The 26881-nt window shown below is 67.7% G+C and carries 25 protein-coding genes and 2 tRNA genes; 12 read left to right on the top strand and 15 right to left on the bottom strand.

What is annotated here, in order from left to right:
* Nucleotides 1-409: 409 nt before the first annotated feature.
* Nucleotides 410-1681 carry a tyrosine--tRNA ligase gene (tyrS, locus tag WBG06_RS24705; protein ID WP_336740183.1) on the bottom strand — a complete coding sequence of 424 codons (1272 nt, stop codon included), beginning with the start codon at nucleotides 1679-1681 and terminating at the stop codon, nucleotides 410-412.
* A 132-nt stretch (nucleotides 1682-1813) separates the two neighbouring features.
* Here tyrS and WBG06_RS24700 point away from each other — a divergent pair, with 132 nt between their 5' ends.
* From WBG06_RS24700 to WBG06_RS24680, 5 genes are all read left to right on the top strand, one after another.
* A complete protein-coding gene (locus WBG06_RS24700; RefSeq protein WP_336740180.1) occupies nucleotides 1814-3286 on the top strand; it encodes a serine/threonine-protein kinase in 1473 nt (490 codons plus the stop codon).
* A 377-nt stretch (nucleotides 3287-3663) separates the two neighbouring features.
* Nucleotides 3664-4299 carry a hypothetical protein gene (locus tag WBG06_RS24695; RefSeq protein ID WP_336740178.1) on the top strand — a complete coding sequence of 212 codons (636 nt, stop codon included), beginning with the start codon at nucleotides 3664-3666 and terminating at the stop codon, nucleotides 4297-4299.
* Between the two features lie 32 nt (nucleotides 4300-4331).
* On the top strand, nucleotides 4332-4526 hold the full coding sequence (locus WBG06_RS24690; RefSeq protein ID WP_336740176.1) for a hypothetical protein: 195 nt from the start codon (nucleotides 4332-4334) through the stop codon (nucleotides 4524-4526).
* Between the two features lie 43 nt (nucleotides 4527-4569).
* The gene (locus tag WBG06_RS24685) at nucleotides 4570-5037 is read left to right on the top strand and encodes a hypothetical protein (protein WP_336740175.1); all 468 of its coding nucleotides are present in this window, start codon (nucleotides 4570-4572) and stop codon (nucleotides 5035-5037) included.
* Nucleotides 5038-5042: 5 nt separating this feature from the next.
* Nucleotides 5043-6026 carry a hypothetical protein gene (locus tag WBG06_RS24680; RefSeq protein ID WP_336740172.1) on the top strand — a complete coding sequence of 328 codons (984 nt, stop codon included), beginning with the start codon at nucleotides 5043-5045 and terminating at the stop codon, nucleotides 6024-6026.
* An 81-nt stretch (nucleotides 6027-6107) separates the two neighbouring features.
* Here WBG06_RS24680 and WBG06_RS24675 read toward each other — a convergent pair whose 3' ends face one another.
* Nucleotides 6108-7025 (bottom strand): hypothetical protein, encoded by a 918-nt coding sequence (locus tag WBG06_RS24675; protein WP_336740170.1) that lies wholly within the window; start codon nucleotides 7023-7025, stop codon nucleotides 6108-6110.
* Between the two features lie 66 nt (nucleotides 7026-7091).
* Here WBG06_RS24675 and WBG06_RS24670 point away from each other — a divergent pair, with 66 nt between their 5' ends.
* The 5 genes from WBG06_RS24670 to WBG06_RS24650 all read left to right on the top strand — a co-directional run bounded on the left by WBG06_RS24670 (nucleotide 7092) and on the right by WBG06_RS24650 (nucleotide 9731).
* The gene (locus WBG06_RS24670) at nucleotides 7092-8216 is read left to right on the top strand and encodes a helix-turn-helix transcriptional regulator (RefSeq protein ID WP_336740168.1); all 1125 of its coding nucleotides are present in this window, start codon (nucleotides 7092-7094) and stop codon (nucleotides 8214-8216) included.
* Nucleotides 8213-8560, top strand: a complete 348-nt coding sequence (locus WBG06_RS24665; protein ID WP_336740166.1) for a hypothetical protein — start codon at nucleotides 8213-8215, stop codon at nucleotides 8558-8560. The genes WBG06_RS24670 and WBG06_RS24665 overlap by 4 nt, the downstream gene beginning before the upstream one ends.
* Complete coding sequence (locus WBG06_RS24660) at nucleotides 8557-9171, top strand: hypothetical protein (RefSeq protein WP_336740164.1); 615 nt, start codon at nucleotides 8557-8559, stop codon at nucleotides 9169-9171. The genes WBG06_RS24665 and WBG06_RS24660 overlap by 4 nt, the downstream gene beginning before the upstream one ends.
* A gap of 56 nt (nucleotides 9172-9227) precedes the next feature.
* On the top strand, nucleotides 9228-9617 hold the full coding sequence (locus WBG06_RS24655; protein WP_336740162.1) for a hypothetical protein: 390 nt from the start codon (nucleotides 9228-9230) through the stop codon (nucleotides 9615-9617).
* 40 nt (nucleotides 9618-9657) lie between these two features.
* Nucleotides 9658-9731: transfer RNA gene (locus WBG06_RS24650), tRNA-Ile, on the top strand.
* Nucleotides 9732-9846: 115 nt separating this feature from the next.
* On the opposite strand, the gene WBG06_RS24645 is transcribed toward WBG06_RS24650, so the two are convergent.
* The gene (locus WBG06_RS24645; RefSeq protein ID WP_336740160.1) at nucleotides 9847-11334 is read right to left on the bottom strand and encodes a HEPN domain-containing protein; all 1488 of its coding nucleotides are present in this window, start codon (nucleotides 11332-11334) and stop codon (nucleotides 9847-9849) included.
* A gap of 140 nt (nucleotides 11335-11474) precedes the next feature.
* On the opposite strand from WBG06_RS24645, the gene WBG06_RS24640 reads away from it, so the two are divergent.
* Nucleotides 11475-11547, top strand: a tRNA-Met gene (locus WBG06_RS24640).
* Nucleotides 11548-11569: 22 nt separating this feature from the next.
* Here the strand turns inward: WBG06_RS24640 and WBG06_RS24635 are convergent.
* The 6 genes from WBG06_RS24635 to WBG06_RS24610 form a co-directional block, all read right to left on the bottom strand.
* Nucleotides 11570-12181 (bottom strand): hypothetical protein, encoded by a 612-nt coding sequence (locus WBG06_RS24635; protein ID WP_336740159.1) that lies wholly within the window; start codon nucleotides 12179-12181, stop codon nucleotides 11570-11572.
* Nucleotides 12182-12369: 188 nt separating this feature from the next.
* Nucleotides 12370-13332 carry a GNAT family N-acetyltransferase gene (locus WBG06_RS24630; protein ID WP_336740157.1) on the bottom strand — a complete coding sequence of 321 codons (963 nt, stop codon included), beginning with the start codon at nucleotides 13330-13332 and terminating at the stop codon, nucleotides 12370-12372.
* 97 nt (nucleotides 13333-13429) lie between these two features.
* The gene (locus WBG06_RS24625; protein ID WP_336740155.1) at nucleotides 13430-15706 is read right to left on the bottom strand and encodes a transglycosylase domain-containing protein; all 2277 of its coding nucleotides are present in this window, start codon (nucleotides 15704-15706) and stop codon (nucleotides 13430-13432) included.
* Nucleotides 15707-15926: 220 nt separating this feature from the next.
* The gene (locus WBG06_RS24620) at nucleotides 15927-16352 is read right to left on the bottom strand and encodes a ribonuclease domain-containing protein (protein WP_336740153.1); all 426 of its coding nucleotides are present in this window, start codon (nucleotides 16350-16352) and stop codon (nucleotides 15927-15929) included.
* A 110-nt stretch (nucleotides 16353-16462) separates the two neighbouring features.
* Nucleotides 16463-17116: a response regulator transcription factor gene (locus WBG06_RS24615; protein WP_336740151.1), complete on the bottom strand. Its 654-nt coding sequence runs from the start codon at nucleotides 17114-17116 to the stop codon at nucleotides 16463-16465.
* Nucleotides 17113-18420: a sensor histidine kinase gene (locus WBG06_RS24610; RefSeq protein WP_336740149.1), complete on the bottom strand. Its 1308-nt coding sequence runs from the start codon at nucleotides 18418-18420 to the stop codon at nucleotides 17113-17115. Before WBG06_RS24610 ends, WBG06_RS24615 begins: the two co-directional genes overlap by 4 nt.
* Before the next feature lie 118 nt (nucleotides 18421-18538).
* Between WBG06_RS24610 and WBG06_RS24605 the strand changes: the two genes are divergently transcribed.
* The gene (locus WBG06_RS24605; protein ID WP_336740147.1) at nucleotides 18539-19291 is read left to right on the top strand and encodes a GAP family protein; all 753 of its coding nucleotides are present in this window, start codon (nucleotides 18539-18541) and stop codon (nucleotides 19289-19291) included.
* A 3-nt stretch (nucleotides 19292-19294) separates the two neighbouring features.
* Here WBG06_RS24605 and WBG06_RS24600 read toward each other — a convergent pair whose 3' ends face one another.
* The 6 genes from WBG06_RS24600 to WBG06_RS24575 form a co-directional block, all read right to left on the bottom strand.
* A complete protein-coding gene (locus WBG06_RS24600) occupies nucleotides 19295-20149 on the bottom strand; it encodes a hypothetical protein (RefSeq protein ID WP_336740145.1) in 855 nt (284 codons plus the stop codon).
* A gap of 247 nt (nucleotides 20150-20396) precedes the next feature.
* Nucleotides 20397-23558: a family 78 glycoside hydrolase catalytic domain gene (locus WBG06_RS24595; protein ID WP_336740143.1), complete on the bottom strand. Its 3162-nt coding sequence runs from the start codon at nucleotides 23556-23558 to the stop codon at nucleotides 20397-20399.
* A 239-nt stretch (nucleotides 23559-23797) separates the two neighbouring features.
* Nucleotides 23798-24415, bottom strand: coding sequence for a LutC/YkgG family protein (locus WBG06_RS24590; protein WP_336740141.1), 618 nt, complete (start codon nucleotides 24413-24415; stop codon nucleotides 23798-23800).
* On the bottom strand, nucleotides 24412-25863 hold the full coding sequence (locus tag WBG06_RS24585; protein WP_336740139.1) for a lactate utilization protein B: 1452 nt from the start codon (nucleotides 25861-25863) through the stop codon (nucleotides 24412-24414). The genes WBG06_RS24590 and WBG06_RS24585 overlap by 4 nt, the downstream gene beginning before the upstream one ends.
* Nucleotides 25860-26615, bottom strand: coding sequence for a (Fe-S)-binding protein (locus WBG06_RS24580; RefSeq protein WP_336740137.1), 756 nt, complete (start codon nucleotides 26613-26615; stop codon nucleotides 25860-25862). The genes WBG06_RS24585 and WBG06_RS24580 overlap by 4 nt, the downstream gene beginning before the upstream one ends.
* 33 nt (nucleotides 26616-26648) lie before the next feature.
* Nucleotides 26649-26876: a response regulator transcription factor gene (locus tag WBG06_RS24575; RefSeq protein WP_336740135.1), complete on the bottom strand. Its 228-nt coding sequence runs from the start codon at nucleotides 26874-26876 to the stop codon at nucleotides 26649-26651.
* Nucleotides 26877-26881: the final 5 nt, after the last annotated feature.

Here is a 26881-nt window from a genome sequence, read left to right as displayed (position 1 = left end):
GCTTTCGCAATTCCGCGCCTATCGCGCTTTCCTGCTCAAACTCGAAGCTTTATCCGCCTCAGTCCTGGAGGACTTTATCGGATCTCGCTTTCACCACCAACTCGGCGAATTCACGCCGCATTACGATGAATGCAAAACCCTCACCAACACAGCACAAGACAATCTTGCTTGGATTCGTCGTGCGTCTGTCGTCCGGTCCGAGGACCTGACAGAGACTCTGAACCGAGCTGAATCTCGAGAATGTTGGCGGCCGACTCAGGGGCCGGAAGCCCGCTCGAAGACTCGCGCTTGCTTCCCGCCGCACCCCGGCGACCAGATGAACATTACGCCTCCATGCGGCGCTTGCCAAATCGAGGAACGCCCCAGGGAAGGCGGTCACCTTCCCCGGGGCGTTCTCGCAGGTCAGCGCCTACTTGATGCGCACGCCGGCGAACTTCTTCTTGCCCCTGCGCAGGACAACCCAGCCGTCGCCGAGCAACTCTTTTTCGTCGAGCGCCGCCTCAGCGTCCTCCACACGGACGTTGTTGACGTAGGCACCGCCCTCGGAGATCGTCCGACGGGCCTCCCCCTTGGAGGACACGAGGCCGGCGGCGACGAAGAGGGCGACGTAGGTCGGCAGCTCCTCACCACGCTCCAGCTCGACGGCACCGGCTTCCGTGATCGCCGCGGCCAGCGTCGTACCGCTCAGGGTTGCCAGATCGCCGCCACCGAAGAGCGCGGCCGCGGCCTGCTTGGCCTGCTCGGTCTCCCCTGCCCCGTGGACCAGGGTCGTCATGTGGTCGGCGAGCGCCTTCTGGGCTACCCGGAGGAACGGCTTCTCTGCGTGCTGCGCCTCCAGGGTCTCGATCTCCTCGTGGGAGAGGAAGGTGAAGACGCGCAGCATCTCCCCGACCTTGGCGTCCTCGACGTTGAGCCAGAACTGGTGGAAGGCGTAGGGCGACATCATCGTCGGGTCGAGCCAGAGGGCGCCGCCCTCGGTCTTGCCGTACTTGGTGCCGTCGGCCTTGGTGATCAGCGGCGTGGTGAAGGCGTGGACGGTCTCGCCGGTGACCCGGCGGACCAGCTCGACACCGCCGGTGATGTTCCCCCACTGGTCCGAACCGCCGAACTGGAGGCTGACCCCGTGCGTACGGAAGAGGTTCAGGTAGTCCATCGACTGCAGGAGGATGTAGGAGAACTCGGTGTAGGAGATGCCGTCCTCGAGACGCTTCTTCACCGTGTCACGCGCAAGCATCCGGTTGACCGGGAAGTGCTTGCCGATGTCGCGGAGGAAGTCGATCACCGACAGCGACGCCGTCCAGTCGGCGTTGTTGACCATCGTCGCAGCGGTCTCGCCCTCGAAGGAGACGAAGCGCTCGATCTGGCTGCGCACCTTCCCGACCCACTCGTTGACCGTCTCGGGTGAGTTGAGGGTGCGCTCGCCCGAGTCGCGGGGGTCACCGATCATGCCGGTGGCGCCGCCGACGAGTACGTAGGGAGTGTGGCCGGCCTGCTGGAGCCGCATCGCCATCGTGATCTGGAGAAGGTTGCCCATGTGCAGGCTCGGCGCGGTGGGGTCGAACCCGATATAGAACTTCACACTCCCGCCGGACAGCGCGTCTCGGAGCGCGTCGCGGTCCGTCGAGTCGGCGATGAGGCCTCGCCACTCGAGGTCGTCGAGAAGTGTGGGATCGATGGACACGTGGTGCCTTTCTCAGGTCGTTCTCAGATGGTGTTTCCGGGGCCCGGAGCGGGTTGTCCCGGAAGCAAGAGTAGTAGGCGATACCCCCTAGAGTTGACCACTGGCGTCGCGACGAGATTTGAGGGGACCTGGGTGATCGCAGGGAGGTACCGGCTCGAGAGGGAGCTCGGCCGGGGAGCGATGGGGGCCGTCTGGCTCGCCACCGACGAAGTTCTGGGGCGCTCGGTGGCGCTCAAGCAACTGATCGCGCTCGACGGCGTGTCGGACGCCGCCGTCGAACGCGAAGCACAGCTCGCCGCACGACTGGTCCACCCGAACGTGGTCGCCGTCTTCGACCTGGTCCGTGACGACGACAAGCCGTGGCTGGTGATGGAGTACGTCGAGGGGAAGACCCTCGCTCACATGGTGCGCGACGACGGCCCCATGGACGTCGAGGAAGCCGCGAGGCTGATCGGTCAGATCGCCTCCGCCCTCCGCTCCGCGCACGCCGCCGGCATCGTCCATCGCGACGTGAAGCCCGCCAACATCGTGGTCGGCCGTGCCGACCGCGCCAAGCTGACCGACTTCGGGATCGCTCGTGGCGTCGACTCCCAGACCACCCAGACCGGGCAGGTCACCGGCTCACCGGCGTACCTGGCCCCGGAGATCGCCACCGGCGGGCGGGCCACGCCTGCCAGCGACATGTGGTCGCTGGGAGCCACGCTCTTCCAGGCGCTGACCGGCGAGCCGCCCTACGGGATCGGCGACAACGCGCTGGCGACGCTGTATCGCGTGGTGCACGAGGACCCGCCGCGTACGCCGCTGGCAGGACGGCTCGCGCCGCTGCTGGAGCACACGATGGCCTATGACCCCGCCGAGCGGTGGTCGGCCGAGGACGTCGTCGACTTCCTCGCCGGGCGGTTGCCGGCCGAGAAGCTGGAGCCGGTGTCACCGCGTACGCAGACGCTGGTCGCCGCCGCGCCCGGTGCAGCGACGACACCGACGCCGGCGCCTGCCATCGCGTCGCAGCCGGCCGCGGCCCGCCGTCGCACGAAGTGGCCCGTTGCCCTGGCCGTCCTGGCCGGGGTGCTGGTGCTGCTGATCGGTGGAGCGTTGTGGGCCAACCGCGGCGACGAGCCGACCGCGAACCCGAGCTCGGCGCCGTCCGCCTCACCGCTCGCCGAGAACGACGAGAAGGCCGAGGAACCCGACGAGGAGGCGTCCGAGGCGCCCACCGAGCCTTCGGAGACCCCCACGGAGAAACCCACTCCTAGCGAGACCCCGAGCGAGAGCCCGACGGCGACCGAGACGGCCGGCGCGACCGCGGAGGGCATCGACGCCTTCATCCGCAACTATCTGGCCACCGCCCCGCAGAACCCGGACGGCGCCTACAACACGATGCTGACCCCGGCCTTCCAGGCCAGCAGCGGCGGGCTCGACGGTTATCGCGACTGGTGGGGCTCCGTCGCGAGCACCAGCGTCGTCTCCGTCTCCCCCAGCATCGACCCGCTCAAGGTGACCTACACCTACGACTACACGATGAAGGACGGCCGCCAGTACGGCGGCACCGTGACGCTGGGGCTCGTCTTCTCCGACGGGCGCTACCTCATCAACAGCGAGGGCTGAGCGCGAGAGCCTGTCGGGTCCCGATAGGCTCCCTCCGGGCCGTTAGCTCAGTCGGTTAGAGCAGAGGACTCATAATGCCGAATGCGCCTTCTGCCGCAGATGGCGTCCTTACGCGATAGACCTCGCCTGATCAGTGTTTCTCCAGGTCAGAGGTCGATTGATTCTGTCCAGATCGAACGAATGTTCGGCAAACGTCGCGACACGGCTACGTACGATTTGCGTACGAGGCGCGCGACCATCACTTGCTCGCCAGACGGTCCTACCGTCGGTGTCGATCCATTGATTGACGCCTAGGAGTCAAGCCGCTTGGACGCTAGTGCGCTGGTCGCAGCGCTGGAGGCGACCTGGTCCGCCATCCAGCGCTGCGACACCCTGATGTGCCCGATGTCGTCGTCACCCTCGGCGCGGGCAGCATCGGCGTGCCCACCGGCGCCCTCAAGCTCGGCCACTTCGCCGCCGAACGCTGGGTCTCCAACGAGAGCAAGGACCCCGTCGGCCTCGCCGAGCTCTTCGTCGGCGGCGAAGGTCTCCGCCGCGGTGCTGAACCGGTGCTTGCCACCCTTCTGCACGAAGCTGCGCACGGTGTCGCCCACGTGAGCGGCATCAAGGACACAATCCGGCAGGGTCGCTACCACAACACCCGCTTCAAGCTTCTGGGCGAGGAACTCGGACTCACAATCACGCAGGCTCCGACGATCGGCTGGTCCAGCACCGAGCTCGCGCCTGGAACGGCGATTGGGTACGGCGAGGCGATCGAAGCACTTGCAACGGCGATCGTAGCGTTCCGGAACAGCGAGGATGCGGTGCCTGTAGGGCCAACGGGCGGCGGTAAGGGTGGCACAGCCGCCGGCGGTAGATCTGGCGGTAGGTCGAGGAGACCGAAGAACGGCCTCGTGTTGGTCTGCAAGTGTTCCCCCGGCCGTCGGATCCGAGCGTCGGCCGGTGTGTTCGAGCGCGGGCCGATCGTCTGTGGGGTCTGCAGGGGTGACTTCTCGGACGTCTCAGCCGCCTAGGGCTGTCGGTGCTCGACGCCATGATGGACCTCATGAGCGACTACATCATCGACGCATCGATCGATCACGAGACGAACAAGGTGTACTCCGTGCGGATCTCGACTCAGGACGGTCAGTACGTCAGTCGCTGGGAGGAGCCGTATCCCGGCCCGACGGTCGCCGATCTCGGCGACAAGGACGAGGTTCGCCGGATCGTCAACGTTATCCGCGCGACCCGGTTCCGCTGAACGACCACCATCAGCCCCACCCGCATAGACACTGGAGCGCACAATGCCCAAGAAGCGCAAGAAGCCCCGCAAGCACCAGACGCAGCACGACGTCCGCTTTGCTGCCGAACGCCGGGAGGAGCACGCCCGGCTCGTCGTCGAACGGCAGGGCGACCCGAACTATGTTCAGCAGACCCGGAATCCCGATGGCTCACGTACGGTTCAGCTCGATGAGGAGACGGCCGGCGCCAGGCGACAGCGGGAACACTTTGTAGAGAAGTTTGGTCGAGAGCCGACGGATGACGATCCGATCTTCTTCGACCCTAACGCCGACGAGCCCCGACCGATGGGCGAACCTGACTGGGATGAAATCCTCGCTGCCTTCGATGCGGCCGGCATCGACGGCGCCATGGGCGAGGCGTACCGCGAACTGGGGTTCATCGTCACTGAGATGAACCAACACACGTTCACCGCCCACGAAGTCGAACTCTGGAACGAGACGGTCGGGAAGTACATGAGGAAACGGGGTTGACCTCGGTGGCACGCGACGCCGCGGGAGGCCCAAACGATGGCCACGAGCCCGATGACCGGATCAAACTTACGCCTGAGCAGAAGGCGAACCTCCGTCGTGCGATGTCGAACTTGTCAACGACCAAGGTCACGTTTCCAGAGTCGATGTTTAGGAACATCGCCGCCTCTCTGAGGCCGGTGATCGACGCTCACACGTTGTGGCAGAAGCAGCTCAGCAAGAACCTCAGCGAGAACATCGACTTCAGCGGCATCGCCCGCTCCCTTGAAGTTGTCAAACAGGTCAGCACAACCTTTGCCGCGCAACAAGCCGCGCTGTTTAAAGACCTCGGCCCGGCACTTGAGGCCATGCGCGCTGGCTTCTACCCGCCGAACTTGCGTGGAATCGAGGGCCTTAAGTTTCAGGACGTGGACACGGTCGTCATGACCGACGGCATCCCGCTCTACGGCGTGCCCCGCACGAGCACCGCCGAGGCGTTGATCCGGGCCGACAGCGCGAGCAGGCGGCGCGAGATCGTTGGGCGACGCTGGAAGTCGATTTCGGCGGACTGCCGTGAAGCGCTCCTCGGCTGCTCGTCTAACGCCGTCGCACCATATCTGCCCTTCGCGACGGCCGCCGTCGACGCCTTGGAGGCGGGGCATTTCGCGGCAGCTCAGGCTCTTGCTGGGTCGCTGATCGACACGATCGTGACCGCATACTTCGGTAGTGACCGCCACAAGTACACCCCGAACAAGAAAAACACGACGGCAGACGCGTACCGCAAGTTGACCATCCGCCGGTACATCGCCTTCGCCCCAATGTGGCAGACGTATCAGCAGTTCTTCGTCACCAACGGCGACAAGGTACCCACTCAGTTCAGTCGCCACGCGACGGTCCATGCGGTGGGGGCCCGCCAATACAGCCGGCGCAATGCCGTGCAGGCACTGATGGTCGTCTGCAGCCTGATCTACCGATTCGATGAAGAGGCCATCGCACTCGAATCATCGGTGTGATCGCAACGTCCAACTCTGGGCCCGATCGCCGTCGATCGGGCCCGTGTTGTTACCTCGTCATCGGAGCATTCCGACGAGGGCTTACTCCGGGTTCGTCACAACGAGCAACCCGGCCCAAGACCCCGCGGCGTGCCTAATGTGTGTTTCGGTCGCGAAGATATAGCGCCAAGTGCCGAACTGCCCGTCGTCGCGAACAGAACGTGCCCACTGCTCGGCGGCCGCGCGCTTACGCAGAACGTCCGCGTCGTTCGCGTTCTTGTCTGACTTGCCTTCGATGAGCCAGTAGGTGCCATCTGTGTCGACCGCAATGAAGTCCGGGAAGTATGAGCCGTCGATGGTCGGGATGTAGGCAGGCCCATTGGTGTAGACCCGCAGCCACCACACGACGGTTGGATCACGATCAAGCAGGTGCGCAAGCGCCCATTCGGTGGTGCCCGCATCGAAGGATGCGACCGGCATGACGTTGTGCTGCCAGCCGACGAACTGGAGATGCTTCACGAACGAGTCGTTATAGGCGTCCCGCGTGTGTGGATCCACCAGCACCGGCTCAACAGGCAAGGTGATCGGCACGAGCTCGTACTTCATCTGAGTCTTCCGCCCGGCGTAGGCGTCCTTGATCATTGTTTCCATTCCTGCGACAGCCTGCTGGCGGCGGATCTCGCCCCATTCGGCCGTTTCGGTTTGCGTCGTGACGCCCGCGCCCTTTAGAAACGCCTTAACCAGGCGACGTGCGGCATTCTTCTCTGCCCGCTCTTGCACGACGCCGGGATGCCGAAAGATCGCTGCGGCGAGATCGTCCCTGATGGTGTCGATCCCGGTGAGCGCCTGCTGGGCTTCGGCATGCGCCTGCGGGGTGACCTCAATCGTTACTTCCCCGCCATCACGAGACGCGACCAGCGCATCGCGGACAAGGAAGGTCGGCACTTCGGTGATGAACCGAGCTCCCGCGGCCTCGGCATCTCCGTCAGCGATGTCGGAGAGGCTGAACGCGGCATACACCATGCGCGCCTCGCGGCGGGGGAATGTTATCTGGGGAGCACCCGCAACCTCCGCACCGGCGGCGACATGGCCTCGCGCTCAGTCTGGGTGCGTCTCGACCCCGATTGCCCACACCCCGAGGAACGCACCGGCTTCTCCATCCCCAACCTCGACACCTGGATCCTCGACCCTGCCAACCAGGCGGTCGTCCTACGGCACCTGCTCATCCTGATCCTCGACTGGACCCGCGCCGGAGCTCCGCGCGCCTACGACGTTCCCGCGATGCGGCAGTTCACCACCTGGGCGCAGACGCTCGGCGGATTCCTCCGCCACCACGAGGTCACCGGCTTCCTCGACAACCTCAACGACGCCCGCGAGCTCGACGACGACCACGCCGAATGGCGCGCCTTCCTCCTTCAGTGGAACCGCGTGTACGGCGACCGGCACGTCGGCGGAGCTGAGCTGCGTAGGAGCGCTGAACCAGAGCCGGGGATGCCTGACCGCTGGGACGGCACCTTTCCTACCACCAACAGCGGGAAGTCGCTCTCGGTCAAGAGCCTCGGCCGGCGCCTCACCGGACAGGCCGGCCGATGGCGCGGCGACATCGTCCTCCGCTGCGAGATCGACCCCGTCACCAACTGCAAGGCGTACTGGATCGAGCACGCGCCCAAACCCGAGGAATCTCCTCCGCTCGCCGCGACTCCGGAAACAAACCCGGAAACCCGGAAACCCGGAAACCCGGCGAAGTGCCACCTGACCTGGGACTTCTGCCACCGGGTTTCGAGAGCGGGAGAACGTCGTGAAACCCGGAAACCCGCAGATCACCGGGTTCACCGGGTTCACCGGGTATTGCTCTCGGCTCGGCCGCCACAAACCCGGAGCCTCTCACCCCAGGTCAGAGCACGAATCACCGGGTTTCCGGCTTACCGGGCTACCTCGCGCCCTCCGCCTACACACCACTGGTCCAGCCGATCCGCATCATCACCGTTAAGGAGCACCAACCACATGTCTCTGCACCGCTCTCAGAGCACCGCAGCACACCTGACGGTGCGCGACTTCTGCAACGAGCTCGGGATCACTCGAGCGACCTTCTACAACTGGCGCGCGAAGGGCGTCGGCCCACGCTGCATCAAGCTCCCCGGCGGCGAGATCCGCGTGCGCCGCGTCGAGCTCGACAACTGGCTGGCCAAGCTCGAGGACGAAGCATCATGAGCACGAGCTACGACGTACGGATCTGGAACATCGAGACACTCACCGGCAAGCGGGGCACGACCTACCGCGTCCGCAGGGTCGTTGGCAAGCAAGACCCGTTTCAGCGAACCTTCAGTACGAAGCGCCTCGCCGAGTCTTTCCGTTCCGACCTCATCTCAGCCGCCCGCAAGGGCGAGGCGTTCGACATCGCGTCTGGGCTGCCCCAGTCGATGATGCCGCGAGCAGCAAGCCCGGACTGGCTGACCTTCGCGATGAGCTACATCGACATCAAGTGGCCGGACTTCTCGCCAACCACCGCAAGAGCACAGCTGACGGCCTGGTCACCATCACGTTGGCGATGGTGAAGGACGACGAAACACCACCGAACGAGGCCGTCCTACGGAAGGCGCTGAGGACATGGGCCTTCAACACTCGAGCCCGCGCCACGAACCCTGAGCCGCCCGAACAGTTCCGGGAGGCGATCGCGTGGATCTCCAAGCGGGTCCGTCGGGTTGAGGAACTTGCCGAAACGGCGACGACTCGCCAGGTCCTCCTGGCAATCTCGCTGAAGCTTGACGGTCGACCGGCGGCCGCCAAGACGACCAACCGCAAGCGCGCCGCCCTGTCTAGCGCGATCGGCTACGCCGTGGAGCTCGGGCATCTCGATTCCAACCCACTCCAGCGAGTCAAGGTGAAGCGCGCCCGCGAAGTCGAGGAGCTCGACACGCGCGTAGTTGTGAATCACCGCCAGGCGAAGCGGATCCTCGCGGCAGTTCGAGCGTCCGAGCCCGAGCTCGAGGCGTTCATCGGGTGCATCTACTACGGCGCGATGCGCCCTGCCGAGGTGCGCGACCTGCGCCGCCAGGACCTCACGTTGCCGGAGACCGGCTGGGGCGAGGCGCTCCTCGCCGGCTCGTTCCAAGACCCGGCAAGGACTGGACCGACGACGGCGAGCTCGGCGAGGAGCGCGGCCTGAAGCACCGCGCCCGCAAATCCACCCGGCCTGTACCTCTCCCTCCGCCGCTGGTTGAGATGCTGCGCCGGCACCTGGACACGTACGAGACCGGCCCGGACGGCCGGCTGTTCGTCACGCGCGTGGGCAAGTGGGGCCACACGCTGCCCAAGTCGCTCTCGCGCCCGGTTCCACTTTCTGCTGTCGGCCGGGTGATGAAGAACGCTCGAGCCGAAGCGTTCACCGAGGACGAGCAGAAGTCGCCGCTCGCGCGCCGGGCGTACGACCTCCGGCACGCTGCGGTCTCGACCAGGCTCGCGGCGGGCACCCCACCGCCTCTCGTGGCGAAGTGGGCCGGCCACAGCGTGTCGGTCCTCCTCACGGTCTACGCCCACGCCGTCGACGGCCAGGAGGAGGCAACACGCAAGCGGATCGAGCAGGCACTCGCCGATGACGACGACGCCGCGTAGCGCCTGCGTACCCCGGCTTGCCGCCCGCTAGGATCTGCCCGGGCCGTTAGCTCAGTTGGTTAGAGCAGGGAACTCATAATTCTCCAGTCGCGGGTTCAAGTCCCGCACGGCCTACGACCAGTAACGACACGCCAACCCCCACAGACCGGACATGCCGTCGCTCCGATGCTGCCGCGCAGCGCGTGGCGGCAGCATCGGGCGGCGGATCGGTGCCTTCGTAGGCCGCCGATTACCGACCGGAGGCGGCCGCAAGCCTGCTGAGCACGCCCGGGGGGCAACCAAGTAGCCGAAGCGCATGCGCACGGACGACGCGGTCAAGGATCTCGTTGACCTCGTGGAGCTCGTCCGGATCGTAGCCTCGCGTTCCATGCGCAAGACCGTTTCGCGCGATGCGGAGCGCATCTAACGGCTCCACCTTACTGTTGCACTCGGCGACAACGTTGCTGACAAGAGCTGACTTCTCCAGCGTTTCCCGCGTCTGAGTGAACTCTGGAGGGAGTCGATCGAAGGCTGCTTTAAGGGCATCTGACAGGCTGCGGGCAGGTTCCTTGCTCAGCGCCTTCTTCAGGAACCGCTTCTGTCTGCCGGAAAGGTGCTCGTCGACGGCCGCAATCAACTTCTCCCTCTTATCCAGATGATCAGTTTTCTGCTTCTCATACGCATCGCGGGTCTCGTGCCCATGCATTCCTTCTAGAGATTGAATAAGCAGCAGAAAACGTGACCGCGGGTGACTGTCCTTTACATGGAGCATGCCGGCATACGTGTCGATCACTGGATGCTGTTCGGCTTCAAGCCGCCACCAGGCTCTTACCAAGTCCAAGAGGCTGATGCCATCGGCGCCACACAAGATCACGGAACCTTCGCGCCGCACCCGGTCTGCACTAGACTCGTACGGCTCTTGGGTCAGTTCGGTGCCGAAAACCTGCGCCCAGGTCGTAGGCCCGATGCCTTCCTCTTTTGGTTGCCGCAGTCGGAGCGTGTGGACGGGCTGGCTTCGGCCGGTTGCTATGGAAGCTATGCCACGGATTGGGTCGATCCATCGATCAATGATGTCTTGCAAGGAAAGATGGTCCTCAAAGCTAATCTCGATGAGGGGCGCGAAGCGAATGTTGACGTTGTAGTAGTCAGCGGCGTTGATCTTGGATGGATACCAAGCCGTGAATGAGTTTCCTTCTTCATCGCCCCATGTGAGTCGGGCTTCGGGATTGGTCACTGATGTCCATGTCAGCTTGCCGTCGGCGAATGCCTTCCGAGGGTCGGTTTTCTCCCCAATGGGCGCGACACCCATGAGCGCATCGAGAGCACCGACCTGGGCCTGCGCAGCACCGTACAACTGAACGTCGTCGTGCCCTGCAGCTTCGACCGACTCCTCCCGCATGAACAGTCCATACCCTTGCGCAAGGATTGCCGCTGCCCCGATCACGAAGCCTTGTCCGGGCATCCAGTCGATGTGCGCGTCTAGCACAACACCGTTGCCGCCATTGGCCAGCGTCAGTTTCAAGACCTTGTATCGGCGATACTGAGGAAGTGTGATGGCGCCATTCAGTGACTCAAGCGGCACCTCACCATGGATTACTCCTCGAGGCGAGCGGTCTGGACGAACCTCAATGCTTCCCGGAAGGTGAAGAGTGGTCCCGTCCAGCGCTTGGATGTGCCAGGTGCAGAGATACTCGTCCGGCGCAAACTTGAGCTCCACGACAGCCTTCGATGACGACATGTCCGAACCCTAGGTGCTCCGCCCGCCGGCCCGGAGCGTTTTGGTGCGTCGACGGATCTGGCAGCGACCAGCTCCACGCGACGCACACAGCCGCGCTGTCAACGTACGAGGAGCGTCACTGCGCTGCACGGCTGCGACAAAGGCCGAGGTCAGGACCACGGACCTAAAGGACTCATAATCCTTGGGTCGCGGGTTCGAGCCCCGCACGGCCTACGCAGACCTCCGAGTTGAGTCCTTATCCAAGTTGGCTCGGATCTGGCGAGATCGACTCGCTCGATCGCGCCGATCTCGGAACTGGATACGTCTTGCAGCTCTGGGCGTTGGTGAGGGTGTGCTTTCGCAGGACGTCGGAGTCCGCTGTTTCCGGCTTGACCGTCGCCTCGCCGCTGGCCGGAATTGCCACCGATGTGGTGATCGGCAGGACGACTTTCGCCTGCTGGGACCGCTCGGGTGGTGGGTTGTCCCAGATTAGGCAGATCAACCCCACCGTCGCCGGTACGTCGTTGGGGTTCTCCAACACGAAAGCCACGGCTTCACCGGGAACGACTTCCTTTCCGGAGTCGTCCACCGCGATCGCTTCGACGTACTCCGGTGCCAACGGATCGCTCACCGGGATCACGGACTTGACGGTGACGCGCAGGTCCTCAACCTGTACGTCGCGGCCGGTGAAACGTACGACATCGATCGATTCACCCGGCCAGATCGTCATCTGGCGACGTTCCGAGCCGAAGTTGCCTACCGCATCGACGCCGTTGATCGGTCGACCATCTGCATCGAGCGGGTCGAACTCGGCATCCATGACGACGGCACGGCCGCCGGCGTTGCTGATCTCGAGCAGCTGGGACATCGACCCGACCTCGGTCGTAGCCGTGTATTCAAAGGAGAGATCCTCCGGGTGGACCTCCGTGCTTCGTGATGTCGCTGCACAACCCGATGCGCAGACGAGGAGAAACGTCACCAGGATCGTTGCGCATCGGCGGAGCATGTGCGGAGGGTACTGAGGGCGCGCCCTACTGCGCCGGGCGGTATCCCTGTCTACCAACGATCGGTGCGCTGGACCTCGTGCATGAGCTCGATCTTGCGGAAGCCGAACTGCTTGTTGATCCGCTGCATGACGTCGTTGGACGGGTCGGTCCAGGTGTGGATGCTGGTGCGCTCGGGGTGGTCGCGCTGGACGGCGGCGAGGGTGGCGACCTTGAGAGCCAGGCCGAGCTTGTGGCCGCGGTGGGCGGACTTGACGAAGGTGTCGTCCTGGATGGCCTCGTCGCTGCCGTGGGCCAGGAAGATGACGGAGTAGCCGACCAGCTCGCCGGTGAGGATCTCGCGGGCGGCGGCGGTGATGCGGTCGTAGGAGCGGGCGGTGCTCTTCTCCGCGGAGCGGATGCGGTCGGCGGTGTGAGCGACCGCGTCCTGCTCGGACTTGCCGGGCATCTCCTTGCCCATCTGGTTGCGCAGGCCGACGAACTGCGCCAAGAGGTCTTCGGGGGTCCGGTCCTCCCACATCAGGATCTCGTAGCCGAGCACGTTGAAGGGCTTGTGGGGCAGCGGGAGGTCGGCGGCGAGGTGGTCCTCGCGGCGTACGGACTTGAAGCCGAGCGCACGGGCGAAGGCCAGCGACGACTTCGGGGGGATGGTCACCTCGGAGGTCGTCAGGGTGCGGCCGTTGGTGCGGCGTACGTCATCGGCGGCACGCCACAGCTCGGTGCCGACTCCGCGCCAGCGGTGCACAGGGAGGACGTGGATGCCGAGCTCGACGACGTGGCTGCGCTCCTCCTCGGGGAGATCGAGCTCCGCGATGCCGATCGTCTCGCCCTGCTCCTTCGCGGCGAGGAGCACCCGGCGGCCGTGGTCGTGCGGCGTACGCACAGAGTTGGCGAGCGCCTCGAAGGTGCGATGCGACGCATAGGGTCGATCGAAGGCCATCGATGCCGCCTCCACGGCGTACCAAGCCTTCAGAGCGGTGTCATCGTGGACGTCGACGGGGGCGATCACAGACACGGCACTATCTAACCGTGTCGGGCAAGACGGCGGGAAATGAGGTCCCCCCACCGTCGTCGCGACCGCTATCGGCGAGCCTCGTCGAGGATCAGCCGCCTCAGCGGGGCCCCGGCGGGTTCGGAGGCCCCTCGGTGTCCTCCGGTTCGGAGGGCCCGCCCGTCGGCAGCTGCGGGTCGGCAGGGTCGGACTGCGTCGGGGGCGGTGTCGGCGTCGGCGTGGGAGTCGGCGTGGGGGTCGGGACCGGCTCTCGGGACGGCGACGGCTTCTTCGTCGGCTTCGGCTCCTCGACCGGGTCCGGTTCGGCCGGCGGGACGTAGGGGGCGTGCCCCTCCTCAGGCGCGTCGCCGTCCATCCAGGCCGGCTCCGGGAACTTCTCGAGGTCGAGCTCGTCGGTCAGCGGGCCCATGATCTCGACCCAGGTGTCGGCCGGGTAGTCGGCGCCGAAGAAGGTGTCGAGCCAGCCGTCGAGGGCGTCGTCGCCGTCGCCGCGGGTGTAGGCGACGGCAGTCGACAGCTGGGGCGTGTAGCCGACGAACCAGGCCGAGGAGACGTCGTCCTTGTCATTCGTCGCGGTGCCGGTCTTGCCGGCGGCAGGCTGGACGACGGCGCTGGCCGCCTGACCGGTGCCGCTGGAGACGACCTGCTGCAGGGAGTAGGACGTGTCGGCCGCGACGTCCTCGTCCATGGCCCGCTTGCTGCTGCCCTTGTCATCCCGCTCGTAGATGACGGTGCCGTCGGCGTCGACGACCTTGGAGACGACGTGGACGTCGTTGTGCACACCGCCGTTGGCGATCGTGGCGTAGGCGTTCGCCATGTTGATCGGGCTGACCCGGTTCTTGCCCAGGGTGAGCAGGAAGTCCTCAGGGCTGAAGTCGCGCGTCGTCATCCCGATCCCGGGGTGCTCGGCGTCGGCCTTCTCCGGCGGGATGCCCGCGGCGAGCGCCATGTCGTAGACGTCCTCGCTGCCGTTGGGCAGCGAGTCGGACATCTCGACGAAGGCGGTGTTGATCGAGTCTTCCATCGCCTGGAGGCCGCTGACGCTGGAGCCGTAGCTGTGCCCGTACGGGTCGGCCGCGCTCTGGCCCGAGTTGCGTATCGTCACGCCCGGGAACTCCATCGGTGAGTTGCCGTTCCAGGAGTCCTTGAGGGAGTAGCCCGACTTCAGTGCGGCAGCCATCGTGAAGGCCTTCATCGCCGACCCGGCCATCGCACCGGTCGAGGCCCAGTTGATCTGCGAGTCGAGGTAGTCCTGACCGCCGTAGAAACCACGCAGCGCGCCGGTCTTCACGTCGACGGTGGCAGCCCCGACGTGGAGCTCGTCCTTCTCGTTGCCGGGGTCGTAGGCCTTCTTGTCCTCCGGACGTACGTCTCGGACCGCTTCCTCGGCGGTCCGCATCGTCTTCTTGGTCAGCGTGGTGGTGATCCGCAGCCCGCCACCGTTGATCTCGTCCTCGGTCACCAGCGGGTTGCCCTGCTCGTCCTTGAGGCGGAGGAGCTCGTCGCGGACCATCTTGAGCGCGTGACCCTTCTGGCCGCCGTAGCGGCTGTCGGAGCGCGGCTTCTTGAACTTCGGCAGCGACTCCTTGGCCTTCTCGCCCTCGGCCGCGTCGACCATGTCCATCTTGACCATCGAGTTGATCACGTAGCGGTAGCGACCCTCCAGCTCGGCGATCGACTCCTCCCCGTTGCTCGGGTCGAGGTCGTTGGGGTCGTTCAGGATCGCGGCCAGCGCGGCGGCTTCGCGGAGGTTGATGTCCGCGGCCGGCTTGCCGAAGTAGGCGTTCGACGCGGCCTCGACGCCGTAGGCACCGCGCCCGAAGTAGATGGTGTTGAGGTAGCCGGCGAGGATGTCCTCCTTGGAGCGCTGCCGGTTGATCTTCAGCGAGATGATCGCCTCCTTCACCTTGCGGGTGTAGGTGCGCTCCTGGGTGAGGTAGAGGTTCTTGACGTACTGCTGGGTGATCGTCGAGGCCCCGGACTGGGTGCCGCCGGTGTTGTTGTTCACCACCGCGCGCAGGATTCCCTTGACGTCGATGCCGCTGTTGTCCCAGAAGGTGCGGTCCTCGGCGGCGACCGCGGCGTCCTTCATGAGCTGCGGGATCTCCTCGTAGGGCAGCGAGTCGCGGTCCTGCGAGTCGGCGATGTAGCGCCCGATCTCGTCCTTGCCGCCGCGGTAGTAGACGAAGGAGGTCTCCTTCTCGTAGGCGGCGTTGGCGTTGGGGATCGGGATGGCGTTGTAGGCCACGATCACACCCAGGGTGCCGATGAGCGCGCCGACCAGAATCACGACGAAGAAGGTCTTCAGGACCTTCCTCCCCCGCTTCTTCTTCGGTGTCGGCCTAGGTGTGTAAGGCGGATTGCCTTGCCAGCTCACGATGCTCCCTCCCCGCGGTCACAAACGTCCCTAGAGTACGGCGGGCTCCCAGGCACGTCGCGATCCTCGAGCCCGTTTCCGCGATGTCCTGGACCCGTTTCAGGCACGATTCAGCGACGCCTCAGCCCGTCCTCAGGCTGCGCCACGAGCAGGAACGGGCCTCCGACCTGGGCAGGCTTTGCCGCGTCTGCCCAGGTCAGAAGCCCATTGCCAGCTGCACTCAGACCAGGAAGTAGAAGGTGCTGTAGTGATCGGGGGTGAAGTAGACGTCGCCCGTTGTGGTATCGACCACGAGCCGGTAGGACTGGCGCTGCGCACCGCATTCGCGCGGCGTCACGTCGAACTCGAGGTAGGAGTGGCCCGAGGGCAGCTCGCCCTCGTAGTTGTTGTAGGTGCCACCGGAGAAGTTGCAGGTGCCGGTCGGCGGCCAGTCGTGCCAGCCACGGTTGGACGGGTAACCCATCGAGGCCCAGACCTCGTTGGAGTCGAGGGCCTCGGCGCAGCCCTTGTGGGTGCAGCTCTCGTACCAGTCGGCCTGGGCTGCGGGCGCGAGCGCGACGCTCCCGCCGAGCAGGCCGGTGGTGGCGACGAGGGCTGCGAGGAGCAGCTTGATCATCGTGAGCACGGAGCGGTTCTTCCCGGACATGAATCCTCCTGAGTGTGCGTTACGGACGGTTGGTAATTCTGCTACCTGACGCGTCCGGATGGGGGCTCTGGAGGTCACGAACCGGTGAACTCTGGGCGGTGAGCGCGCCTTCAGACGAGGCCCGCCTCCCGGGCGGCGATCGCCGCCTGGACCCGCGAGGCGACCCCGAGCTTCGCCAGGACGCGGGAGACGTGGGTCTTCGTGGTCGCCTCGGAGATCACCAGCCGCTGGGCGATCTCGGCGTTGGACAGGCCCTGTCCCAGCGCGGAGAGAACGTCCCTCTCCCGGGGTGTCAGCTCCGTGGGCAGAGGTGCGCCGCGAGTGGCCGCCGGGTCGGTTCGGTCCGGTGCGCCGGCCAACTCTGCGAGCACCCGGCGGGTCACCTCCGGTGCCACCACGCCGTCACCGGCCGCGACGTGCCGGACCGCGTCGACCAGGTCGTCCGCCTCCGCCGACTTGAGCAGGAAGCCGGCCGCGCCGGCGCGTAGGGCACCGAAGACGTACTCGTCCAGGTCGAAGGTCGTGAGCACGAGTACGTCGGCGAGCCCCTCCTCCACGACCTGCCGGGTCGCGGCGACGCCGTCGGTGCCCGGCATGCGTACGTCCATCAGCACGACGTCGGGGCGCAGGGCACGAGCGTTGGCGACCGCGGTCGCACCGTCGGCGGCCTCCCCCACCACCTCGATGTCGCCGGCGGTGGCCAGCAGCATGCGCAGGCCAGCGCGGATGGCGGCGTGGTCGTCGGCGAGCAGGACGCGGATCATGGGCTCGCTCCTCCTGAGGGGGTGCCATCCGTGGTGTACGCCGGCAGTGGCAGGACCGCTCGGACCCGCCAGCCGGTGCCGTGCGGGCCGGCCTCGAACGTGCCGCCGAGCGCTTCGGCGCGTTCGCGCATCGAGACCAGCCCGGTGCCGGTGCCGGCTTCGGGCTCCTTCGCGGCGCCGGCGTCGGTCACCTCGATCTCAAGGGTGTCTTCGGGGGCCAGGCGCAGCTGGGTCTGGCCGCCGCCGTGCTTGAGCACGTTGGTCAGTGACTCCCGCACGATCCGGTAGACAGCGTGGTCGACCGCGACCGGCAGCGCGAGATCGGCACCGTCCAGAAGCCCGCCGGGGTCCTCGACCCGCAGCGGCAGGCCGGCCAACCGCGCCTGTTCCAGGACGGGGCCGAGGTTGGCAGCACGGGAGGCGGCGGTGAGGTCCTCGGCGTCTCCGGGATCGCCGTCGGAGCGCAGGACGCGGATCATCGCGCGCATGTCGTCCAGCGAGGCCAGGCTCTCCGCCCGCACTGCTCGCAGGGCTGCCCGGTCCCGTTCCGGGTCCTGCTCGCCGGCCAGCGCCGCACCCGAGGTCAGAGCGATGGCCGAGAGGTGGGAGGCGACGACGTCGTGCAGGTCCCGGGCCACCGCGGAGCGCTCGGCCCGGACCGCGTCGTGCCGTTCCGCATCGGCCAGGCGCAGCAGCGCGGTGCTGCGTTCCCGCTCGAGCCGGGCCCGGTCGTCGGCGGCATCGGCGAGCGCACTGCCCTGACGTACGTTGCTGCCCCACCACATCGGGGTGACGACGATCGCGAAGAGTGTGAGCGCGAGCACGACAGGGGTGCGCGGGTCGGAGGTAGCCGCGGCGGAGGCGATGACCGCGGACGCGATGGCCACCGCGACGGCGACGGCGGCGATGCGTCGCGCCAACGGCGATCCGTGCAGCTGGCCGGCGAAGAGCGCGTCCCAGAGCACCACCACCATCGCGATGCTGCCCCCGAGCAGCAGGTCCGCCCCGAAGCAGAGGGCGACGACGGTCTGCACCGCAAGCGGCCGGCGCCGTTTGAGCACGAGCGCCGCGGCCGCGAGGGCGAGCGGGACGAGATGCCACCAGGTCGGCACGGTGTCCAGGTCGATGCCGAACGGGTGCAGGCCGCGTACGCCGCCGACCTGTCCCAGCGCGTGCAGCGCGAGACCGGCGGCGAGGACGACCACGGCATCGAGCCAGGCCAGCCGGCGGTCCCCGGCGCGCAGGCTCGTGCCACCGCCGAGAAGCGCCGCGGGCAGCTGCTGCAGCAGGGTTGGGCGGTCCACGACACCATCTCAGCACGTACGCCGCCTCCCCGGGATCATCCGAAGGATGTATCCCCGCGCCGACGGATCACCGCTTCGGCCGACGCGGGAGAGGCCGGCCGCACGCGAGCCTCGGGGCATGGACATCGACCTCGGCCCACTGACCGGCGACCTCGGTGGCACGGCGACCTACCTGGCACTGGCCGTGCTGGCACTGATCGACTCGACCAGCTTCGGCACCCTGCTGATCCCGGTGTGGCTGCTGATGGCGCCCGGCCGGGTGCGACCCGGACGGATCCTGGTCTATCTGGGCTCGCTCGCCGGCTTCTACGCGTTGCTCGGCATCGGGATCCTGCTGGGCGGTTCCGCGGTCGCGGACACGCTCGCGGGACTGAGCGACACACGCCCGTTCCTGTGGGCACAGCTGTTCGTGGGGGTCGGACTGTTCGCGTTGAGCTTCAAGCTGGATCCGCCGGAATCGAGGAAGGAGCGAGCCGACGCCCCGGAGCCTCCGGGGCGCCTGCTCCGCTGGCGCGAGCGGGCGGTCGCCTCCGAGTCCGGCTCGGCCTCGGCGCTCGCCGCGCTCGCGGTGCTCGCCGGGCTGGTCGAGGCCGCATCGATGCTTCCCTACCTGGCCGCGATCGGGGTGATCGGCACCCAGGGGCCCGGCTGGCCGATGTCGGGGCTGTGGGTGCTCGGCTACTGCGTCGTGATGATCGCACCGGCGCTGCTGCTCACCGCCGCGCGCGTCTTCGCCGCTCCCCTGGTGGCGCGGCCGCTCTCGCTCCTCGACGGCTGGCTGGTCAAGCACGCTGGGAGCGCGACCGCCTGGGCCGTGGGCATTGTCGGGTTCCTGCTCGCCCGGGCCGCGCTCGGGCCGCTCTTCGGCTGAGCCTCACTCCCAGCCGCAGTGGCCGGGAAGGAAGTCGTAGAGGGCGCGCTTCTGCGCTTGGCTGAGCGGGAGGAAGTAGCTGGCCCCGTCAGGGACCTCGGGGCCGCCGACGTGGACACGGAAGAGGCTGCCGACCTTGTCGTCGGCCAAGGCGTGCGGGTCGCACCGCGCGGGCAGCGCTCGGAGCTCCAGCGTGGTGGGCTCGCCCGTCATCGGGTGCGGGGCCGAGCGCGGCCAGGTGGGTGTCCCGGCGGCGAGCTGGAAGAGCACCGTGCCCTCCCATCCGTCGAAGGTGACGTCCGGGAGCGCCTGGGTCGGGGCGAAGGTGACCGGGAGCACGAAGACGCTCTGCCTGCCCTCGCCCTCGACGCGGGGCTCGCCCACGGCGATGTCGGCGGCCTCGGTCAGGGTCCGCTCGGCGCAGTCGCGGTCGAGGAGGCGGTCGATGTTGGCGTACCTGTCCTCGGCCTTGCCGGTGCTGGTGCGCCACTCCCCTGCCTCGTCCCCGGCCTCGCCCGCCGATCGCCAGGTGATGGTCAGGTCGGCGTCGCCGCCCTCGCCGCACTTGCCGCGGGGCATGTCGAAGTCGAAGTCCATCTCGGGGTCGACCGGTTCCGAGCCCGTCCAGCGGGCCCGGAACCGATCGCTGCTCACCTCGAGGCGCGAAACCTCGATCGAGGCGCCGGTGTCGTTGACGAGGCGTACGAACGCCTCACCGGTGTTGCGCTGCAGCCGGGTCTGGTCGAGGTAGGCCGTCAGCTCGTCGGGCCAGGCCGTCTCCTGCGGCTCGCTCGAGCCGCAGGCGGCCAGGGTCGACCCGATCAGCAGACCCGCGGCGAGCACGGCGATTCGGCGCACTGCCGCAGATTAGCGGAGTCATGGCACCTCTTCATGCCCCTTTCGTGAAGGTCCAGGCGGAGGCGACCCAGCCACGCTGAGTGGTCACGGAACCCTTGGCATGGGTCGGGCCGGTGGCCCGCACTCCGATCTCGACCGCCGCGGCACCCGGGATGCGGTGCGGATGCCGAGCACCGACTCGGTGACGTCGACCATGCTCCGCGAGTTGGTACGTTGCCGTGGCCGGGTCCGGTCACAGCCTTCGGGTTCAGCAGACGGCGCGCAGCCGTTCGACCTCCGGGCTCTCGCCCGCGCTCGTGCGGATCACGTGGCAGCCGGACGGCACGCCGTGGATCACCAGGTACTCGCCCTCGCGGGTCGCGGGCACCGGGTGTCCGTCGAGGAACACCTCGTCTCCAGACTGCGACGGCACGAATACCTCGGCCCGGGAGTTGCCCGGGACGCTCACGCCGACGTCGATGCCGCGCGCGGTCGTGGCGTACGCCGCACCGATGCGTCCGCGGAGGGTGGGGAGCGTGACGTGTGCCCAGGAGACCCCGCCGGGCTGCGGCCGGACACGGAACTCCTCGTAGCCCGGCACCAGCGGCTCGATGCCGAACATGCCCTGCGGCACGTTGTAGGCCGGTGAGGCCGCCCAGGGGTGCGACCACGTCATGTTGGGCTTCAGCGAGGTGTCCCAGGCCTCGGCGGTGGCGCCGGCTCCCTTCGCGATCATGTTGAGCCAGCTGCGCAGGCCCGTGCTCGTCAGCATCTGGTGCGCGACGTCTCCGCGGTCCCCGTCGTAGAGGGCCTCGAGGACGAAGGCGGCGCAGTAGACGCTGCAGGCCATGCCACGGGTGCCGATGTAGTCGGCAGCCTGCTGAGCGATCTCGCCTCGGGCGAGCCCGAACGCCGTGGCGAAGACGCTCGCCTGGAACGCCCAGTGCTGGATCGGGGTGCCATCGGCGTCGAGGCCGTCACGGAAGGCGCCCTTGGCCGGGTCCCACAACCTGTCCTCGGCAGCGTTCCGGAGCCGGTCGGCAATGGCGGTGTACGTCGCCGCGTCACCCTCGTGGCCCAGCGCCGCCGCGATCTCCGCCATGTCGCGGAACGAGCGGTGGCCGATCGCGTTGATGACCGTGTTGTAGGGACGGAAGACGTAACCGTCACGCTCCGAGGCCGGCCAGTCGACGATGTCGCAGTCGGTGCACGTGCCACCGGTCAGGCCGGTGTCCTTCCGGATGAGGCCCGTCGACTGCTCGACCCACTCCAGCGGCAGCTTCTCCTGGAGCGCGGTGTAGTTGCGGGCCAGCGCCTCGGTGTCGCCGGTCTGCTGCCAGGAGTCGTGGAAGGCCAGGATCGTGTACATCGGCCACTCGGTCGGCCACGTCCTGCGGGTCAGCAGGAACTCCAACGAGTAGTTGCCCAGGGTCGGGTCGCTGGAGACGAAGAAGTTGGCCATCATCTGCAGGTAGCTGTCGGCCTCGTAGGCTCCGCGCTCGCGGCTCCAGGAGTCGACGTAGAGGTCGTGGTTGGTGGCCTCGATCGTGTTGCGCGACAGCGTCCACACGCGGTCGAGATCGTCGTCGGCCGAGTCGAAGACCGCCTCGTCGGTGTCGAAGGGGTAGATCTGGGCGAGGGCGGGAAAGTCGTCGGCTCCCAGCCCTGTCGGGGCACCGATGACCTCGGCGTAGCGGAAGACCCGCATCCCCCAGGTCTCCAGGTGCTGCTCGCCGTCGCGCAACGTCCACCTGTCCTGGTAGGTGTTGCCGGTGCGCATGGCGTACCGCACCGTCTGGGGCGCGGAGAGCTCTTCACCGAACCGGAGGTCGAGCACCTGTCCCGCCCTGCCGTCGAGGTCCAGGGAGAGACCGCCGATCCAAGTACGCCCGTAGTCGATGAAGTAGTGGCCGGGCGCCTTCTCCACCACGGTGACCGGCTCCTTCAACTGCTGCTCCACCTTGGCCGTGGGGGCCGCACGCAGGTCGCCGAAGGCCGGTCGCACCGCCGCGTCGCTCCAGCCGGAGTCGTCGAAGCCCGGCTCGGCGAAGCCCTCCGGCCACTGGGCCGACTGCAGGTTCTCCTTCGGCGCCGAGAAGAACGAGGTCCCGATGCTGCCGGCCGCGGGGAAGACCTTCGCACCCGCGAGGGCACGCCACCGGGGGCCGCTCACGACCACGTCGCGGGTGCCGTCGGCGTACTCCACGACCAGCCGGCCGAGGAAGCGCCGGTCGCTGCTCGTCCAGCCGAGCACGCCGATCGCGTTGGCGGTCCCAGGCCGCAGCGCGGCGGTCACGTCGAAGCCGTCGTAGCGGGCCTCGCCGCGGATCGGCTGCGTCGGGCCGAGGCCGACGAAGCGGCCGTTGAGCCAGGCCTTGTAGACGTACTGCCGGCCCGGCGCGGTCGAGGATGCGGTCGCGTAGAGGGTGGCGGACGCGATCGGCTTGTCAGGGAGCGTGAACTCGTGGCGGAGGAAGGCCCAGTCCTGCGACTCGACGCCGTAGACGCAGTTGGCGTTGGTGCCGACCTCGAGCCAGCCGCCGGTCACCGCGCCGCAGGCGAAGTCGCTGCCGTCCGAGAAGTCGGTGGCGTAGAGGACCTCGCCGGAGGCGGAGGTGACGCTCAGGTCGTCCCAGGCGTTGCGCTCGGAGCCGCCCGTGCGGAAGCCGACCGTACCGGTGGCGAAGTCGGTGAGGGTGCGGGTGTCGATGAGGGTGTCGTCGAGCCAGGTGCGGATGGTGGTCCCCGCTGCCTCGATCCTCAGCCGGTAGGACGTCCCGCGGACGAGCGGCTCGGCCAGCGGCACCGAGTCGAGTTGGGTGAAGGTGCCGCCGACGCGCTTGTGGGGAGCGAAGGTGTTCACCCCGTCGCCGCGGAACTGCCACATGTAGTAGTTGTTCGTGTCTCGGGCCCGGAAGGCGATGGTGGCGTTCTGCGTCACGATCCGGAAGGTGGTCTCGATCGTGGCGTCACCCCAGGCGGTCGCGCGGGGCGGCGTGAGCCAGATGGGCTGGGCCTGGCCCCACTCCTGACCGGGACCGGTGGTGAAGGTGGAGACCTTCGACCAGTCCGAGCCCTTGCCGCGTCCGTCCCACGTGCGTACGCGCCACCGGTAGGTCTGCTCGGGCTCGAGCGCCGGGCCGGCATAGGGGACGTTGGTGCTCGCCGAGGAGGTGACGCGGCCGGAGTCCCAGACCCCGGCGGCCCCGATGCCCTCACTGATCCGGGAGACCTGCACGCGATAGGCACTCTGCTCGGCGAAGGGAACCTGCCAGGCCAGCAGCGGTGAGGCGAGATCCTCCACGTCACGCGGTGAGGACAACTGCGAGACGGTGAGGTGCGTGGCTGCCGCGCCGTCCACCGCGGCTGCCGGGACGGGGACCGAGACGGCGAGCACGCCGATGACGATCGCGGCCAGACGGAGCTTCATGGGGGGCCTCCGGAGCGTGATTGATACGTTTCACTGCACCCCGCAGACTATGACCCCCATCACACGCACGGGAAGGCCTGTGTCCGGATCCGGTCAATCCGGCGAGGCGTCGGTTTCTGACGCCGAAGCGTCGATGATCGAGCGCGAGGGGTCGATTTCCGGTGGCGTCCTCCTGCCCAGAAATTGACTCCTCGACGTCATGAATCGACGTGTCGCGGCCAATAACTGACGCTTCGGCGTCAGGAAGTGACCTCTCGGGGTGCGACCACCAGGACGTGGAGGGTGCGGGGGCCGTGGACGCCTTCTACTCGGTCCAGCTCGATGTCGCTGGTGGCCGAGGGGCCGCTGATCCACGTCAGCGGGCGGGCGGGGTCGAGGAGTGCGACGGCGTCGGGGACGTCGGGGACCACCTGGTCCTCGCGGACGATGCAGACGTGGGTGTCCGGGACGAGCGAGATCGCTCGACGGCCCTGGTTCGGGGCATGGTCGAGGACGATCGTGCCGGTCTCGGCGATGCCGACGCGGGCCTCGGTGACGACGGCCGCGATCCGGTCGAGCTCGGCGGCGGTGAGGGTTCCGTCGTCGACGACGGCGTCGGCGACCCGGATCGAGAGGCCGGGAGGTACGACCGCCTGTCCGGGCGGGAGGGCGGCAGCGACCCGCTCCTCGACCTGATCCAACCCACAGCGCTCCACGACGGCGCGGTAGTCAGCGACCCGCTCGGCGAAGAGGTCGATGACCTCGGGGGTCACCACGGGCGCGAGGTCCCTCGGCGTCGGGGGCTCGGGGACATCGATCGCCGAGCCGGCCAGCGCCTCGCGGACCCGGGCGAGGATCTCGGTGCGTGCCTCGTTCATGCGTCGTCCTTCCGTCCGCCGTTCGTCCGCTGCCACCAGGCCCGGAAGCTCTCCCCCGGTGCCTCGGGCAGGTCGCGGGCTCCGATCCAGGCGCTGGGCCCGAAGCGACGGGCGAAGCTCATCCCGAGACCGGTGAGGCGCTCGAGGGCCGAGAGGCGGCGCGAGCGCCCCAGGACGTACGCCGCGCCCTTCATCGCCACGGCCTCCGGCTTCGGCACACCTCCTCGGTGGGCGTCGACCACCTGGGCGCGCTGGTCGACCAGGACGGAGGGGATGTCGATGCGTACCGGACAGACCTCGAAACAGGCCCCGCACAGCGAGGAGGCGTAGGGCAGCGAGTCGATCTGGTCGTCGTGCCCGACCCCCTTCAGCAGGGGGTTGAGGATCGCGCCGATCGGGCCGGGATAGACCGAGCCGTACGCATGGCCACCGGTGCGCTCGTAGACCGGGCAGACGTTGAGGCAGGCCGAGCAGCGAATGCAGCGCAGCGCCTGCCGGCCGACCTCGTCGGCCAGGGCACGGGTGCGGCCGTTGTCGAGCAGCACCACGTGCACCTCCTGGGGGCCGTCGTTCGGCCCTTCCTCTTGGGCATGTATCCCGCTCCAGGTCGAGGTGTAGGGGTTCATCCGCTCGCCGGTCGAGGAACGCGGCAGCAGTCTCAGCAGAGGGTCGAGGTCCTCCCAGCGGGAGACGACCTTCTCGATGCCGACCACCGACACGAGCACCTCGGGCAGGGTCAGGCACATCCGGCCGTTGCCTTCGGACTCGACCACGACGAGAGTGCCGGTCTCGGCCACCGCGAAGTTGGCACCCGAGACGCCGACCTTGGCGCGCAGGAACTTCTCCCGCAGGTGCGCACGGGCCGCAGCCGCGAGCACGACCGGCTCATCGGTGAGGTCGGCGGGCGCGGGACGGCCTGCGGCGGCCATCTTGGTGCGGAAGATCTCGCGGATCTCTGCCCGGTTGCGATGGATCGCGGGCACGAGGATGTGTGAGGGCAAGTCGTCGCCGAGCTGCACGATCAGCTCGGCCAGGTCGGTCTCCCAGGCCGCGATGCCCTCGGCGGCCAGCGCCTCGTTGAGCCCGATCTCCTGGGTCACCATCGACTTGACCTTGATCACCTCCTCCGCAGCGTGCGCCTTGGCGATCGAGGCGACGATCGCGTTGGCCTCGGCGGCGTCGCGGGCCCAGTGGACGGTCGCGCCGTTGGCGGTGAGGGTCTCCTCGAGGCGTACGAGCTGGGTGTCGAGGTCGAGCAGCGCGCGCTCCTTCGCCGCGGCACCGGCCAGACGCAGACCTTCCCAGTCCTCGACCTCGGCGACGACCTTGGCCCGCTTGGCGCGGATCGTCCCGGTCGCGTGGGCGAGGTTGTGGCGCAGCTGGGAGTCGGCCAGGGCCTCGCGCGCGGCCGTCGGGAAGGCCGGCATGCCGACGAAGGTGCCACTCATCGAAGCGTCTCCTCGATCGAGCCCGCCTCGGTCGAGGCGAGGATCTCGGCGAGGTGGACGGTGCGTACGCCCGAGCGCTGCCGGGAGAGCATCCCGCCGATGTGGGTCAGGCAGGAGTTGTCGCCGGCGACCACGATCTCGGCGCCGGTCTCACGGATGTGACGCGCCTTGTCGGCCCCCATCGCGACCGAGGTGTCGGCGTTCTTGACCGCGAAGGTGCCGCCGAAACCGCAGCACTGGTCGGCACCAGGCAGGTCGACGAGACGGATCCCATGGACCGCCTCCAGCAGCCGCCGAGGCCGGTCCCCCACGCCCAGCATCCGCAACGAGTGACAGGTCGGGTGGTAGGTCACCCGGTGGGGGAAGTAGGCGCCGACGTCGGTCACACCGAGCACGTCGACGAGGAACTCGGAGAGCTCGTAGACCTTCGGGGCGACCTCCGCGACGGCATTCTCGAGAGCCTGATCGCCGGAGCGACGGGCCACGATCGAGTGCTGGTGCCGCGCCGAGCCCGCGCACGACCCGGACGGCGTCACGACGGCGTCGTAGCCGGCGAACGCGTCCACGAACGTACGCACCACCGGCACCGCCTCGTCCAGATAGCCGGTGTTGACCATCGGTTGCCCGCAGCAGGTCTGGGCCTGCGGGAAATCGACCTCGACGCCGAGCCGGCGCAGGAGACGCACGACGGCCTGGCCTGTGCTCGGGTAGAGCGCGTCGTTGATGCATGTGACCATCAGTGCGACTCGCATCCGGCAGCCTCCTTCTTCTGTATCGCCATCAAATCAGATCAGTCCGCTACGTACGGCCCGAACGACCGCTTCCACACTCGTCCCCGCGCCCAGGGTGTCGGCGGCCGCCCGCAGGCGCCGGCGCACGGTGCGCTCTGAGATGCCCAGTGCTCGCGCGATCCGCTCGATCGTGTAGCCCCGGGCGAACAGTGCGAGCGCCTCCACCTCGTCCGACGGAAGGTCGGTCGAGGCTGACGGTCGTGCATCGCCCGGGACTGCCACGGTTC

It is taken from the genome of Nocardioides sp. CCNWLW239 (assembly GCF_037137035.1).
Taxonomy (GTDB): domain Bacteria; phylum Actinomycetota; class Actinomycetes; order Propionibacteriales; family Nocardioidaceae; genus Nocardioides.
The sequence above is the reverse complement of the archived record's forward strand: the minus strand, read 5'-3'. Positions and strand labels throughout refer to the sequence as shown.

Bases quoted from the DNA above. Each gene is read 5' to 3' on its own strand.
- WBG06_RS24635 (WP_336740159.1), bottom strand. From the start codon at position 12,181: ATGTCCCAGCTGCTCGAGATCAGCAACGCCGGCGGCCGTGCCGTCGTC.
- WBG06_RS24645 (WP_336740160.1), bottom strand. From the start codon at position 11,334: ATGTCGTCATCGAAGGCTGTCGTGGAGCTCAAGTTTGCGCCGGACGAG.
- WBG06_RS24605 (WP_336740147.1), top strand. From the start codon at position 18,539: ATGGACATCGACCTCGGCCCACTGACCGGCGACCTCGGTGGCACGGCG.
- WBG06_RS24690 (WP_336740176.1), top strand. From the start codon at position 4,332: ATGAGCGACTACATCATCGACGCATCGATCGATCACGAGACGAACAAG.
- WBG06_RS24670 (WP_336740168.1), top strand. From the start codon at position 7,092: ATGGCCTCGCGCTCAGTCTGGGTGCGTCTCGACCCCGATTGCCCACAC.
- WBG06_RS24655 (WP_336740162.1), top strand. From the start codon at position 9,228: ATGCTGCGCCGGCACCTGGACACGTACGAGACCGGCCCGGACGGCCGG.
- WBG06_RS24580 (WP_336740137.1), bottom strand. From the start codon at position 26,615: ATGCGAGTCGCACTGATGGTCACATGCATCAACGACGCGCTCTACCCG.
- WBG06_RS24585 (WP_336740139.1), bottom strand. From the start codon at position 25,863: ATGAGTGGCACCTTCGTCGGCATGCCGGCCTTCCCGACGGCCGCGCGC.
- WBG06_RS24620 (WP_336740153.1), bottom strand. From the start codon at position 16,352: ATGTCCGGGAAGAACCGCTCCGTGCTCACGATGATCAAGCTGCTCCTC.
- WBG06_RS24595 (WP_336740143.1), bottom strand. From the start codon at position 23,558: ATGAAGCTCCGTCTGGCCGCGATCGTCATCGGCGTGCTCGCCGTCTCG.
- WBG06_RS24685 (WP_336740175.1), top strand. From the start codon at position 4,570: ATGCCCAAGAAGCGCAAGAAGCCCCGCAAGCACCAGACGCAGCACGAC.
- WBG06_RS24665 (WP_336740166.1), top strand. From the start codon at position 8,213: ATGAGCACGAGCTACGACGTACGGATCTGGAACATCGAGACACTCACC.
- WBG06_RS24590 (WP_336740141.1), bottom strand. From the start codon at position 24,415: ATGAACGAGGCACGCACCGAGATCCTCGCCCGGGTCCGCGAGGCGCTG.
- WBG06_RS24615 (WP_336740151.1), bottom strand. From the start codon at position 17,116: ATGATCCGCGTCCTGCTCGCCGACGACCACGCCGCCATCCGCGCTGGC.